This window comes from Flavobacterium sp., from assembly GCF_040382755.1.
Lineage (GTDB): Bacteria > Bacteroidota > Bacteroidia > Flavobacteriales > Flavobacteriaceae > Flavobacterium.
Map to the genome: position 1 here is coordinate 1 of NZ_JBEIET010000053.1, position 13,888 is coordinate 13,888.

At 32.8% G+C, this 13,888-nt stretch carries 11 protein-coding genes; 7 read left to right on the top strand and 4 right to left on the bottom strand.

Translation table 11 applies throughout. The features are described 5' to 3' along the window. Positions 1-103 precede the first annotated feature (103 nt). Genes ABWO04_RS06475 through ABWO04_RS06485 form a run of 3 tightly spaced genes read left to right on the top strand, consistent with a single transcriptional unit; the run spans position 104 to position 4,631 of the window. A complete protein-coding gene (locus tag ABWO04_RS06475; protein WP_353078402.1) occupies positions 104-1,651 on the top strand; it encodes a quinol:cytochrome C oxidoreductase in 1,548 nt (515 codons plus the stop codon). A 23-nt stretch (positions 1,652-1,674) separates the two neighbouring features. Continuing rightward, on the top strand, positions 1,675-2,835 hold the full coding sequence (locus tag ABWO04_RS06480) for a cytochrome c oxidase subunit II (protein ID WP_353078404.1): 1,161 nt from the start codon (positions 1,675-1,677) through the stop codon (positions 2,833-2,835). Between the two features lie 29 nt (positions 2,836-2,864). Further along, a complete protein-coding gene (locus ABWO04_RS06485) occupies positions 2,865-4,631 on the top strand; it encodes a cytochrome c oxidase subunit I (protein WP_353078406.1) in 1,767 nt (588 codons plus the stop codon). Between the two features lie 206 nt (positions 4,632-4,837). Here the strand turns inward: ABWO04_RS06485 and mgtE are convergent, their stop codons facing one another. The 3 genes from mgtE to ABWO04_RS06500 are packed head-to-tail and all read right to left on the bottom strand — an operon-like array spanning position 4,838 to position 7,330. Beyond that, positions 4,838-6,190 carry a magnesium transporter gene (mgtE, locus tag ABWO04_RS06490; protein WP_353078408.1) on the bottom strand — a complete coding sequence of 451 codons (1,353 nt, stop codon included), beginning with the start codon at positions 6,188-6,190 and terminating at the stop codon, positions 4,838-4,840. Then, a complete protein-coding gene (rsmA, locus tag ABWO04_RS06495) occupies positions 6,180-6,956 on the bottom strand; it encodes a 16S rRNA (adenine(1518)-N(6)/adenine(1519)-N(6))-dimethyltransferase RsmA (RefSeq protein WP_353078410.1) in 777 nt (258 codons plus the stop codon). Before rsmA ends, mgtE begins: the two co-directional genes overlap by 11 nt. A gap of 47 nt (positions 6,957-7,003) precedes the next feature. Next, positions 7,004-7,330 carry a DUF4286 family protein gene (locus tag ABWO04_RS06500; RefSeq protein WP_353078412.1) on the bottom strand — a complete coding sequence of 109 codons (327 nt, stop codon included), beginning with the start codon at positions 7,328-7,330 and terminating at the stop codon, positions 7,004-7,006. A gap of 312 nt (positions 7,331-7,642) precedes the next feature. On the opposite strand from ABWO04_RS06500, the gene ruvB reads away from it, so the two are divergent. Then, entirely contained in the window at positions 7,643-8,665 is a 1,023-nt protein-coding gene (ruvB, locus tag ABWO04_RS06505; RefSeq protein ID WP_353078414.1) for a Holliday junction branch migration DNA helicase RuvB, read from the top strand. Positions 8,666-8,966: 301 nt separating this feature from the next. Here the strand turns inward: ruvB and ABWO04_RS06510 are convergent, their stop codons facing one another. After that, entirely contained in the window at positions 8,967-9,731 is a 765-nt protein-coding gene (locus tag ABWO04_RS06510; RefSeq protein WP_353078416.1) for a prohibitin family protein, read from the bottom strand. Between the two features lie 298 nt (positions 9,732-10,029). Between ABWO04_RS06510 and ABWO04_RS06515 the strand changes: the two genes are divergently transcribed. From ABWO04_RS06515 to sov, 3 genes are all read left to right on the top strand, one after another. Next, the gene (locus ABWO04_RS06515; RefSeq protein ID WP_353078418.1) at positions 10,030-12,330 is read left to right on the top strand and encodes an NADP-dependent malic enzyme; all 2,301 of its coding nucleotides are present in this window, start codon (positions 10,030-10,032) and stop codon (positions 12,328-12,330) included. Positions 12,331-12,334: 4 nt separating this feature from the next. Continuing rightward, positions 12,335-12,916: a Holliday junction branch migration protein RuvA gene (gene ruvA / locus ABWO04_RS06520; protein WP_353078420.1), complete on the top strand. Its 582-nt coding sequence runs from the start codon at positions 12,335-12,337 to the stop codon at positions 12,914-12,916. Between the two features lie 52 nt (positions 12,917-12,968). Continuing rightward, the coding region (gene sov / locus ABWO04_RS06525) for a T9SS outer membrane translocon Sov/SprA (protein ID WP_353078422.1) at positions 12,969-13,888 on the top strand (920 nt) is incomplete at its 3' end.

The window sequence follows — 13,888 nt, forward strand, 5'->3', positions numbered from 1 at the left end:
ATTCAAATCAATTGTCAAAAGAAGAAAGATGGCAAGTAGCTGATTATGTTATGAAACTTAAATCAGAATTAAAATAGTATTACTTTTTAGAAAAAATAAAAATATGTACCAGTTTTCTAGTAGATTAAAAAGCTTTTCATTTGCCTTAATGGTTTTAGGTATTTTAGGAATCGGATACGGTTTCTGGTCAGCACCTAAAACTGATGAAGATGTTGAAGCAATCATAAAAGAGCAAGAAGCTCATCATGGTGGTGCACACCACGATACTCATTTCGAAGCAACTCATTCTGAAGCTACTCATGAGGAACATGCTAAAGCAGATGCACATTCTTCTCACGAAGCTTCAACTCATAAAGTTGAAAGTGCTGATACTGTAAGTCACGAAGTAGCACATGTAGCTGTTGATTCTGCTGCACATTCAGCTCACGACTCTACAGTTGTAGCTATTGCTCCAGTTGTAACAAATTCTAAAAGTGATATTTATGTAAGTAAGTTTCATAAAGAAATTGTAGACCACGAGGCGGAACACAAAGAACATGTAGCACATGTAAAACATCAATTACAAAACAAACCATGGTCTGCATTATATGTAGCGTGTATTTTCTTTATGTTAATTGCTGTTGGTGCCTTAGCTTTTTATGCCATCCAATGGGTTGCACAAGCAGGTTGGTCACCAATGTTGTTTAGAGTAATGGAAGGTATTACTGCTTATGTTTTACCAGGTTCAATCATCTTTTTTATATTGTTAGCTTTAGCTGGTTTCCACTTCAATGATATGTTTACTTGGATGGCTGATGGTGTTTCAGATCCAAATAGTCCAAATTATGATCATATTATTGCTGGTAAATCTGGTTTCTTAAACGTTCCTTTTTTCTTAATAAGAGCAGCGATTTTCTTAATCGGTTGGAATTTATTTAGATATGTTTCTAGAAAAAATTCAATCAAATTAGATGAAACAAAAGACATGTCTTTCTTTAAGAAAAATTATAATGCTGCGGCAATGTTCTTAGTATTCTTCATTATTTCTGAGTCTATGATGTCTTGGGATTGGATAATGTCTGTAGATCCTCACTGGTATAGTACGTTATTTGGATGGTATGTTTTTGCAAGTTTCTTTGTAAGCGGTATCACTATGATTACGTTAACTACTATATATTTAAAAAATAAAGGTTTATTACCAGAAGTTAATAAATCGCATTTACATGATTTAGCTAAATTTATGTTTGGTATCAGTGTATTCTGGACCTACTTATGGTTTTCTCAGTTCATGTTAATGTGGTATTCTAATATTCCTGAAGAAGTTACTTATTTTGTAACGCGTATAGAAAACTATAATTTACCGTTCTTTGGAATGGTAGTTATGAATTTTGTATTCCCATTATTAATATTAATGAATGCCGACTTTAAACGCCTTCAGTGGATTGTTGTAATGGCTGGTATCGTAATATTAGCAGGTCATTATGTTGATTTCTTCAATATGATTATGCCTGCAACTGTTGGTGATCAATGGTTTATTGGTGTATCAGAAATTAGTTCGGTACTTTTCTTTGCAGGATTATTTATTTTTGTTGTCTTCACGGCATTAACAAAAGAACCATTAGCTTCTGAAGGAAATCCTTATATAGAAGAAAGCAAACATTTTCATTATTAATAATTAATTAACGAAATAAACAAATGAACGGTTTATTGATACTTTTAATCATAGTTTTATTAGGTGTTGCAGCATGGCAATTATCTAAGATATTTAGTCTAACTCAAATTGGTACTGCAAAAGATGATTCTGCAATAGCTACTGATAAAGACAACAATATAAATGGATATTTAATGTTTGCATTTGTGGCATTTATATACATTTTTACAATTTATTCATTTGTTAAATGGGGTAGTTTCGTATTAGATACGCCAGCATCATTACACGGACAAGATGTTGATAATTTGATGAATATCTCAATGGCAATTATCTTTTTTGTACAAACATTAACTCAGTTTTTATTGCATTATTTCGCATTTAAATACAGAGGAAAAGAAGGTCAAAAAGCATTGTATTTTGCTGATAATAATAAATTAGAAGCTGTTTGGACAATTATTCCTGTTATTGTTTTAGCCGTTCTAATCCTATACGGATTATATACTTGGAATCAAATTATGTATGTAAACGAAGATGAAGAAGTAATCAATGTGGAGCTTTACGCGAAACAATTTGCTTGGGAAGCTCGTTATGCAGGTGATGACAATACGTTAGGAAAAGCAAATGTACGTTATATTAAAGATGTAAATACACTTGGTGTTGATATGTCTGATCCAGCTTCACAAGATGACAAAGTAGTAGCTGAAATTCATTTACCTGTTGGTAAGAAAATTCATTTCAGAATGCGTTCTCAAGATGTATTACACTCAGCTTATATGCCTCACTTTAGAGCGCAAATGAACTGTGTTCCTGGTATGGTTACCGAATTTGCTTTCGTTCCAACATTAACAACAGCTGAAATGCGTGGAACAGCTATGATGATGAAAAAAGTTGACGGTATTAATAAAATTAGAGCTAAAAAATCAGAAGCATTAGTTGCTGAAGGAAAACCAGCCTTAGAACCATATACTTTTGACTATTTATTATTATGTAATAAAATTTGTGGTGCTTCTCATTACAACATGCAATTGAAAATTATTGTAGAGTCGGAAGCAGATTACAAAAAATGGTTAAAAGAACAAAAAACAATTTCTGTTGCAGTAAAAGAAGCTAATGCTCCTAAAGTTGATCCTGCAGCTAATCCTGCTGATGCAAAAGTAGTTGTAGATTCAACTAAAACATTAGCACAAGTTGTAGCAAAAAAATAAATTAAGATTCAAAAAATAATATAATTATTATGTCACACGATCACGGTCATCATAAAGATACTTTCATTACTAAATACATTTTTAGCATTGATCATAAAATGATTGCTAAGCAATACTTAATTTCAGGTTTGTTGATGGGAATTATAGGGGTAGTTTTATCTTTATTCTTCAGAATGCAAATTGCTTGGCCAGAAGAATCTTTTGAAATATTTAAAATATTTTTAGGAGAAAAATTGGCGCCAGGTGGAGTTATGAGAAATGATATCTACTTAGCTTTAGTAACTATACATGGTACCATTATGGTATTCTTCGTATTAACAGCCGGTTTATCAGGTACGTTTAGTAATTTATTAATTCCATTGCAAATTGGTGCTCGAGATATGGCGTCTGGTTTCATGAACATGTTATCTTTCTGGATGTTCTTTATATCTTGTGTAATCATGATAGCGTCTTTATTTGTTGAGTCGGGTCCTGCATCTGCAGGTTGGACAATTTATCCACCTCTTTCTGCAATTGAAGAAGCGATTCCAGGATCTGGAATGGGAATGACTTTATGGTTAGTTTCAATGGCTATTTTCATTGCGTCATCACTAATGGGTTCATTAAATTATATCGTAACCGTTATTAATTTAAGAACAGAAGGTATGACAATGACAAGATTGCCACTTACAGTTTGGGCTTTCTTTGTAACTGCAATTATTGGTGTGATTTCTTTCCCAGTATTGTTTTCTGCAGCTTTATTGTTAATTTTCGATAGAAGTTTTGGAACGTCATTCTACTTATCTGATATATTTATTAAAGGGGAAGTATTACATTACCAAGGAGGTTCACCCGTTTTATTCGAACACTTATTTTGGTTCTTAGGTCACCCTGAAGTTTATATCGTATTATTACCAGCGTTAGGAATTACTTCTGAAGTGATTGCAACGAACTCAAGAAAACCAATTTTTGGATACCGTGCGATGATTGCATCTATTATAGCTATTGCATTCTTATCAACAATTGTTTGGGGTCACCACATGTTTATCTCAGGAATGAATCCTTTCTTAGGTTCGGTATTTACATTCACAACCTTATTAATTGCAATTCCTTCTGCTGTAAAAGCATTTAACTATATCACAACATTATGGAAAGGTAACTTACAATTAAACCCAGGTATGTTATTCTCAATTGGTTTGGTTTCTACTTTCATTACTGGAGGTTTAACAGGAATCATTTTAGGAGACAGTACTTTGGATATCAACGTACATGATACGTATTTCGTAGTAGCGCATTTCCACTTAGTAATGGGTATTTCAGCATTATACGGATTCTTTGCTGGGGTGTACCACTGGTTCCCAAGAATGTTCGGAAGAATGATGAACAAAACACAAGGATATATTCACTTTTGGGTAACTGCAGTTTGTGCTTACGGGGTTTTCTTCCCAATGCACTTTATTGGAATGGCAGGTTTACCAAGAAGATACTACACCAACTCTAACTTTCCATTATTTGACGAGTTAGCAGACACTAACGTATTAATTACTGTTTTTGCTTTAGTTGGAGCAGCGTTCCAATTGGTTTTCTTCTGGAATTTCTTCTACAGTATTTTCAAAGGTAAAAAAGCACCAATGAATCCATGGCGTTCAAATACTTTAGAATGGACTGCACCAGTTGAGCATATGCATGGCAACTGGCCTGGAGAAATCCCAGCTGTACACCGTTGGCCATATGACTACAGTAAACCTGGTCATGATGAAGATTTTGTACCGCAAAACGTACCAATGAAAGAAGGTGAAGTAGAATTACATCACTAAAATATATAAAAAAAGTCCTAATGAGAATTAGGACTTTTTTTGTGAATACTATTTAGATATTTAATTTTATAATCTATATAGATATCTATTGAAAAGATTGTAACCCACATCTCTTTTTATTGGATTTACAATCCATACCAACAAACTAACCAAACAAAAAACCCAGCAAGTGCCAGGTTTTAAATATTGTATAGTCTAAAAGTAAATTATATCCCCAACACCAATTTAGCAATAGTAAAATAAATAATAATTCCTATAATGTCATTACTGGTGGTAATAAAAGGTCCGGTAGCTAAGGCGGGATCCACACCATATTTATCTAAAACAATCGGAATAAATGTTCCAATTAATGAGGCGATTACGATTACACTCAATAATGCAATAGAAACGGTTATCCCAATAATAAATTCGTAGCCAAGTAGAAAATGACTACCAAGAATTAAAATTCCAGCTAAAATACTTCCGTTTAATAAACTTAATGATAATTCTTTAAGTAATCGGTTCCATAAACTTCCTGTGATGGAGTTGTTTGCCAAACCTTGCACCACAATAGCACTCGATTGCACCCCAACATTCCCTGCCATAGCAGCAATAAGTGGTGTAAAAAACAGCAACATTCTGTGACTTTCCATCATAGGTTCAAAAATACCCAATACTTTTACGGATATAAAACCACCAAATAAAGCCAAAACCAACCAAGGTAAACGTGCTTTGGTCAGTTCCAAAATACTATCATCTGCCTCAACGTCTTGCGAAATACCGGCAGCTAACTGATAATCTTTATCGGCTTCTTCTTTTATAATATCAATAATATCGTCAATTGTAACGCGACCTACTAATCTGCCTAATTCATCTACAACAGGTATGGCTTCCAAGTCGTATTTCTGCATAATTCGGGCAACTTCAACATCTTTTGTTTCTACTCTAACGTAATCTACTTTTTTTATGTATATATCGCTAATTTGTGTTTTTGTTGATGTGGTCAATAAATCTTTTAACGACAAACGACCTTTCAAACGGTCTTCGTCATCTACCACATAAATCGAATGTACCCTGGTAACATTTTCTGCCTGATGACGCATTTCTTTCACGCAAGTTAATACGTTCCAGTTTTCGTTTACTCGTACTAATTCTTTCGCCATAATACCACCTGCGGTATTTTCGTCATATCGTAAAAGGTCAACAATATCTTTGGCGTGCTCCACATCTTCAAGCTCCGAAATTACTTGTGCTTTTTTAGATTGAGGTAACTCGGCAATAATATCTGCCGCATCATCCGTGTCTAATTCATCAAGTTCTTCGGCAATTTCTTTTGCAGATAAGGTACTTAAAATAGTTTCACGAACTTCTTCATCAAGTTCAAGAAGAATTTCTGCAGTAATTTCAGAATCTAATAAGTTGAAAATATAAATGGCTTCAGAAGTATCCAAATCATTCATAATTTCAGCAATATCAGCAAAGTGAATTTCATGCAAAATGGTTTCCAATTCAACAATATTATTTTGTTGAATTAAATTTTCAATTTGCGTGATAAGTTCTTTACTGATTTTAAATTCCATCTGCCGCTATTTTTTGTGTTAAAGAAATAAATTCTTCTACAGATAATTGTTCAGGTCGTTGTGCAAAGATAGTATCTTCTTGTAATTTATCGGATAAATTTAAACTTTTTAAACTATTTCTTAAGGTTTTTCTTCTTTGCTGAAATGCGGTTTTTACCACTTTAAATAATAATTTTTCATCGCAAGGCAATTCGTAATTTTCTTTTCGAGTCATACGCATTACGCCTGAATCCACTTTCGGTGGTGGATTAAAAACCGTTGGTGGCACTGTAAATAAGTATTCAACATCGTAAAAGGCTTGTGCTAAAACGGATAAAATACCATATACTTTACTGCCTTTTTTACTGCAAATTCGTTCTGCCACTTCTTTTTGAAACATTCCTGAAAATTCTGGAATAAATTGACGTAATTCTAACGTTTTAAAAACAATTTGCGTGGAAATATTATAAGGAAAGTTCCCAATTATAGCAAATTGTTCGTCTTTAAAAGCGGTTTGCCAATCGTGACGTAAAAAATCTAAAGAGAAAATATTATTCGCTAATTTTAAATAATGGGCTTGTAAGTACGCAACGGATTCGGTGTCAATTTCAACCACAAACGTTTCGTAAGGTTTTTCTAATAAATATTTTGTTAAAACACCCATTCCCGGACCAATTTCTAACACTTTTTTGTAGTTAGAACCTACCAACGAATCGGCAATTTGCTTTGCAATGCCTTCATCCGTAAGAAAATGTTGCCCTAAATGTTTTTTTGCTTTAACTGACATAAATATTTTTTAAATTCGTAAATCCCAATTCGTAAATCGTAAATGAATTAGTTTTCATTACTAAAAAACTCGTTTAGTACTTCTAATTCTGTTCTAAAAGCCAACATTTTATCACCAAATAAACGAAGACCTTCTTCTCTCAAAGCTGGCGCGAAAGTTTTGTAATATTCTTGTAGTTTTTCATTACTTTCTGTGGCGTATTGAATAGAATAGGTAGTTCCTCCCATTTCTTCATCCACTAAAACTTTTGAAAGTTTCGCTTTATAAAAACAGCCAGTAGCCAAAACGTCTCCAATATGTTTGGTCTTTAACCAATTTAACCATTGGTCGTGAACACTGTCGTCTATATTTATGGTAACATTATAAATAATCATATGCTTAATTTTTTACAAAGATACTTTTTAAATATCAAAGTTCAATGCCAAAGCTAATTTCAAAAATAGCAACAATTCTTTTCCTTTTTATTTGGGCGTGCCCCTATGGGTCGGGCTTTCCGTTCCCGCTTTTTTTGTCCCGAAGAAAAATCGGAACAAAAAAGAGCTCCACTGTAATCCCTCACGCACAAAACTGCAATTACAAAACTTAACTTGTCAAGAAATTTCAAAAATTTCTCCAATCTGTGTTTAAAAACAAAAAAACTTCCAACTTCCAACATCTAACTTCCAACTTCTAATTATATTTGTAAAATGAATGAAAATTTAGATCCGAACAAAGAGCGTTTTACGCCGCAAGAATTAGATATAGAAAAAGCACTGCGACCATTAAGTTTTGATGATTTTGCAGGACAAGACCACGTGCTTGAAAATTTAAAAGTATTTGTGGCAGCAGCAAACCAACGTGGTGAAGCGCTTGATCACGCCCTGTTTCACGGTCCTCCAGGATTAGGAAAAACTACTTTAGCGAGTATTTTAGCGAATGAATTGGGTGTTGGAATCAAAATTACATCGGGTCCAGTATTAGACAAACCAGGCGATTTAGCAGGTTTATTAACCAATTTAGAAGAACGCGATGTGTTATTCATTGACGAAATTCATCGCTTATCGCCAATAGTAGAAGAATATTTGTATTCTGCTATGGAAGACTATAAAATTGACATTATGATTGAATCGGGTCCGAATGCCCGTTCGGTACAAATTAATTTAAATCCGTTTACCTTAGTAGGCGCCACTACACGTTCTGGATTATTAACCGCTCCAATGCGAGCGCGTTTCGGAATCCAAAGTCGTTTACATTATTATAATACCGAATTATTAGCCACTATTATCGAAAGAAGTTCTGGAATTCTAAACGTGCCTATCGACTTAGAAGCCGCTATAGAAATCGCAGGAAGAAGTAGAGGAACACCTCGTATTGCCAATGCTTTATTACGAAGAGTTAGAGACTTTGCACAAATAAAAGGAAACGGAAGCATTGATATAGAAATAGCACGTTATGCCCTAAAAGCATTAAACGTAGACGCTAATGGTTTAGACGAAATGGACAATAAAATTTTAACGACTTTAATTGACAAATTCAAAGGCGGTCCTGTTGGATTAACCACTTTAGCCACAGCCGTTTCAGAAAATGGGGAAACAATTGAAGAGGTTTACGAACCCTTTTTAATCCAAGAAGGCTTTTTAATGCGAACACCCAGAGGCCGTGAAGCTACCGAAAAAGCCTACAAACATTTAGGAAGAATAAAAGGCCTCAACCAAGGGGAACTTTTTTAAGGTTTATTTTATATGACTTGATCGCGCAAATTTCTGTGCCTACTAAGAGGTTTTTGAATGAAAAAGACTATAGTCTGAAAACTTTATAATTTTCACTAGTTATAATATAAGATAATGAATATAAAGAAGGTTGTTTTAAAAAGATCAAAATTCTCACCAAAGAAAACCTTTTGTTCTAAATCCTTTGAAAATATAAAATAAAAAAGCCCCAAAATATAATTTGGGACTTTCCAAAAAAACTAACTTTAAAAATATAATTTTGATTGAGCACGGATATTAATCCGCACCATTGGGTATAACTTTATTGGTTTATGAGGAATGGTGTTTTGCCATCTGTAACAATAATTTTTGTGTTTGGCGATTTTGAGAGCTCATTAAATGCATCAATACTTCTCAACTTGATAATCTCATTTGTCAACCCTTCTGATAGAATTTTTTGAGCATCTCTGGTTCCTTTAGCTTCTATAATTTTTCTTTCTGCTTCAAATTTTTCTTGTTGCAGTACAAATTCCATTCTCATAGCATCTTGTTCCGCTTTTAATTTACTTTCAATGGATTGAGATAATCCTATCGGAAGCTGAATACTTTTCATCAATACAGATTCAATCGCTATTCCTTTGTTAAGCAAATTGTCAGCCATTTTCTTTAATATGTCAGCCTCAATTTCAGATCTTTTTCCAGAATGCATGTCTTTTGCAAAATATTGAGAACAAATATCAGCCGATGCAGATCTAAATACGTTTGCAATAATCCCTTCATAATTAAGGCCTAAATTATTTACAATTTTTACAACCTCTGACTTTTCTAATCTATAAAGAATTGAAATCTGAGATGTAATGCTTAAACCCTCTTTACTAGGTAAGTTTAAGCTTAATTCTAAGTTTCTTGTTTGAATGGAAGTCCTTACAATTTTAGATGTAAATGGATTAAAGAATACAGGACCCTGGCTGTATGCTTCTTCAGACAATCTGCCAAGTTTTTGTCTTAAACCAACTTCTCCAGGTTTGACAGTAACACAACTAGTTAGTGCGTAACTGGTAATTAAAATTAATAAATGTTTTTTCATAACTTTATTTTTTTCAAATTTAAGCAATTTAATTCATATATTTTTATTTATATTTTGAATATAAAGTATAAATAAAATTTATGTGTATTTATTGTTTTAATTTAATTAATCAAAAATAAAAACAACATTTCGATTTAAAAATTTTGACATTATCAATAAAATAGGCACTTTAGGCACTTTGTTTGAAATCAAATGTTTTCTAATTTTTATATCTAAAAGAAATTGCAATTTTTTAAACAATCGTTATTGTTATTTCATTGCTTATTTTATCTTTGTGAGTTGATGCAAATGATTATATATGTCTACAAATAACAATAAAAGAAGAGAAGCTTTATTATACCACGCCAAACCTACACCTGGAAAAATTCAGGTTGTACCTACAAAAAAATATGCTACACAACGTGATTTGTCTTTGGCGTATTCGCCAGGAGTGGCAGAGCCATGTTTGGAAATCGCAAAAGATGTAAATAACGTTTATAAATATACGGCTAAAGGAAATTTAGTAGCCGTTATCACCAATGGAACGGCTGTTTTAGGCTTAGGTGATATTGGCCCTGAAGCTTCTAAACCGGTAATGGAAGGAAAAGCATTGTTGTTTAAAATATTTTCGGATATCGATGTTTTTGATATTGAAGTAGATGCCACTGATATTGATAAATTTGTTGAAACTGTAAAAGCTATTGCTCCAACTTTCGGAGGAATTAATTTAGAAGATATAAAAGCACCAGAATCGTTTGAAATTGAACGAAGATTGGTAGAGGAATTAAACATTCCGGTAATGCATGACGACCAACATGGTACAGCAATCATTTCGTCAGCAGCACTTTTAAATGCGTTAGAAATTGCAGAAAAAGATATTTCTAAAATAAAAGTAGTAGTTTCTGGTGCGGGTTCAGCAGCATTGGCTTGTGCGAATTTATATGTATTATTAGGTGTAAAACCAGAAAATCTTTACATGTTTGATGTAAATGGGTTATTAACCACTTGCAGAGACGATGTTTCCGAATTACAAATGCGTTATGCAAAATCTTGTGAACCGGCTTCTTTATCGGAAATAATAAAAGGTGCCGATATGTTTTTAGGATTATCCGTTGGAAATATATTAAAGCCAGAAATGTTATTATCTATGGCAGCCAATCCAATTGTGTTTGCTATGGCAAATCCAGTTCCTGAAATAGATTATAATGTAGCGATAAATACTCGTGAAGATATCATTATGGCTACAGGCCGTTCTGATTATCCAAACCAAGTAAATAATGTATTAGGATTTCCTTATATTTTTAGAGGTGCTTTAGATGTTAGAGCCAGAAAAATTAACGAAGCTATGAAAATGGCTGCCGTTAGAGCATTGGCGGAATTAGCCAAATCACCCGTTCCAGAACAAGTGAATATTGCTTACGGTGAAAAGAAATTGGTGTTTGGAAAAGATTATATTATTCCAAAACCTTTTGATCCGAGATTGATTTCAACCATTTCTCCAGCAGTAGCAAAAGCAGCTATGGAAAGTGGTGTAGCAGATATAGAAATTACAGATTGGGATAAATACGCAAGTGATTTACAAGAACGATTAGGAGGCGATAATAAAATTGTAAAATTACTTACAAATAGAGCCAAAACAGAACCTAAAACTATCGTTTTCGCCGAAGCAGATCAGTTAGATGTGTTAAAAGCAGCTCAAATTGTTCATGAAGAAGGAATTGGGATTCCAATTTTATTAGGGAACATAGAAATTATTCAAGAATTAAAAGAAGAAATTGGATTTGATGCAGATTTAAAAATTATCGATCCAAAATCTAAAGACGAAAATAAAACCAGAGAAAAATACGCGCAATATTTTTGGAAAGCCAGACAACGTAGAGGAACGTCTTTGTTAGATGCTCAAAAATGGATGCGTGAGCGAAATTATTTTGCTGCCATGATGGTAAATGCGGGTGATGCAGATTGTATGGTTACAGGATATTCACGTAGTTATCCAAATGTAGTAAAACCAGTAATGGAACTAATTGACAAACAACAAGGTGTGTCAAGAATTGCTACAACAAATATAATGAACACCAAACGAGGTCCTTTATTTTTATCTGATACCGCAATTAATCCAAATCCATCTGCAGAAGAATTAGCGAAAATTGCTTTGATGACAGCTAAAACAGTACGATTGTTTGGTGTTGAACCAGTTATTGCTATGATTTCGTTTTCTAATTTTGGCTCTTCATCAAGTGATAGTCCAATAAAAGTGAGACAAGCAGTTAAAATTTTACATGAAAACTATCCTGATTTAATAGTAGATGGTGAAATCCAAACGGATTTTGCATTAAATGCAGATATGCTAAAAAGTAAATTTCCATTTTCTAAATTAGCTAATAAAAAAGTAAATACGTTAATTTTCCCAAATTTAGATGCTGCAAATATTACCTACAAAATGCTAAAAGAATTAGATAAAGTAGTTTCAATTGGTCCAATTATGATGGGGTTAGAAAAACCAGTACATATTTTTCAATTAGGTGCCAGTGTAGAAGAAATGGTAAACATGGCTGCAGTAGCAGTTGTTGATGCGCAAGAAAAATTGAAAAATAAGTTGAAAATAAAAGCCAAAAAATAAATTTATGATATCACATATTCAAGGAAAATTAGTAGAAAAAACACCAACTGAAGTGGTTATAGAATGCCATGGTGTAGGGTATGAAATTCATATTTCATTGAACACCTATTCTCAAATTCCAGATTCTGAAAATGTGAAATTGTATACCTATTTACAAGTGAAAGAAGATTCACATTCATTATTTGGCTTCGCAGACAAAAAAGAACGAGAATTATTTAAATTATTAATTTCTGTTTCAGGAATTGGTGCCAGTACAGCAAGAACGATGCTTTCCTCATTAAATCCAGAACAAATTATTCAAGCCATTGCTTCAAATGATGTTGGAACGGTTCAATCTATCAAAGGAATTGGATTAAAAACAGCACAACGTGTTATTTTAGATTTAAAAGATAAAGTACTAAAAATCTATGCAATTGAAGAAATTTCTGGAAGTTCATACAATACAAACAAAGAAGAAGCGTTATCTGCTTTGGAAGTTTTAGGATATATTAGAAAAAATGCCGAAAAAGTAGTAGAAAAAATTATTGTTAATTCGCCAAATGCCACAGTGGAAGAATTAATAAAACAAGCATTAAAAGTTTTATAATTTGAAAAAATTACTTAAAAATATAGTTTCAAGAACAAGCATTGTAATTTTTATGATGTTTTTAAGTGTGTATAATTATGCGCAAACAACACCAGTTAAAGAACAAGATTCTATAAAAACGGGATATAGTTTGGGTCAAATTTCTTTGCCTAATCCTAAAAGTATTATTGATGGCTATACATATGATCCTGTTACAAATAAATATATTTATACAGCATCTATAGATGGTTTTAATATTAATTACCCATTAATTTTAACTCCAGAAGAATATGAAAAATTGGTTTTAAAAGAAACCATGAGAAAGTATTTCCAAGAAAAACAAAATGCCGTTGACGGAAAAAGAGCGGGTTCTGAAGAAGCAAGAAAAAATTTATTACCACGATTTTATGTGAATAATAAATTTTTTGAAGCCATTTTTGGAGGAAATACGATTGATGTAAAACCAAGCGGTTCAGTAGAAGTAGATTTAGGAATTCGATTTACAAAACAAGACAATCCTTCTTTTTCACCAAGAAATAGAAAAACTACCGCCTTTGATTTTAATCAACGAATTTCAATGGGCTTACAAGGAAAAGTAGGAACACGATTGAATGTTAATATTAATTATGATACGCAATCTACGTTTGCTTTTCAAAATTTAATAAAATTAGATTACGCCCCAACTGAAGACGATATTTTACAAAAAATTGAAGTTGGTAATGTGAGTTTTCCAATTTCAAATTCTTTAATCCGCGGGGCACAAAGTTTATTTGGAGTAAAAGCCCAATTTCAATTTGGAAAAACCACTTTTACAGGGGTGTTCTCGGAACAAAAATCACAATCAAGATCAATAACGAGTCAAGGAGGAGGAACTATTCAGGAGTTTGACTTTTTTGCATTAGATTATGATTCGGATAAGCACTATTTCTTATCACAATATTTCAGAAATAATTATGATAATGCCTTAAGAAATTATCCAGTAATTGATTCTCG

Bases quoted from the DNA above. Each gene is read 5' to 3' on its own strand.
- ABWO04_RS06475 (WP_353078402.1), top strand. From the start codon at position 104: ATGTACCAGTTTTCTAGTAGATTAAAAAGCTTTTCATTTGCCTTAATG.
- ABWO04_RS06480 (WP_353078404.1), top strand. From the start codon at position 1,675: ATGAACGGTTTATTGATACTTTTAATCATAGTTTTATTAGGTGTTGCA.
- ABWO04_RS06485 (WP_353078406.1), top strand. From the start codon at position 2,865: ATGTCACACGATCACGGTCATCATAAAGATACTTTCATTACTAAATAC.
- mgtE (WP_353078408.1), bottom strand. From the start codon at position 6,190: ATGGAATTTAAAATCAGTAAAGAACTTATCACGCAAATTGAAAATTTA.
- rsmA (WP_353078410.1), bottom strand. From the start codon at position 6,956: ATGTCAGTTAAAGCAAAAAAACATTTAGGGCAACATTTTCTTACGGAT.
- ABWO04_RS06500 (WP_353078412.1), bottom strand. From the start codon at position 7,330: ATGATTATTTATAATGTTACCATAAATATAGACGACAGTGTTCACGAC.
- ruvB (WP_353078414.1), top strand. From the start codon at position 7,643: ATGAATGAAAATTTAGATCCGAACAAAGAGCGTTTTACGCCGCAAGAA.
- ABWO04_RS06510 (WP_353078416.1), bottom strand. From the start codon at position 9,731: ATGAAAAAACATTTATTAATTTTAATTACCAGTTACGCACTAACTAGT.
- ABWO04_RS06515 (WP_353078418.1), top strand. From the start codon at position 10,030: ATGTCTACAAATAACAATAAAAGAAGAGAAGCTTTATTATACCACGCC.
- ruvA (WP_353078420.1), top strand. From the start codon at position 12,335: ATGATATCACATATTCAAGGAAAATTAGTAGAAAAAACACCAACTGAA.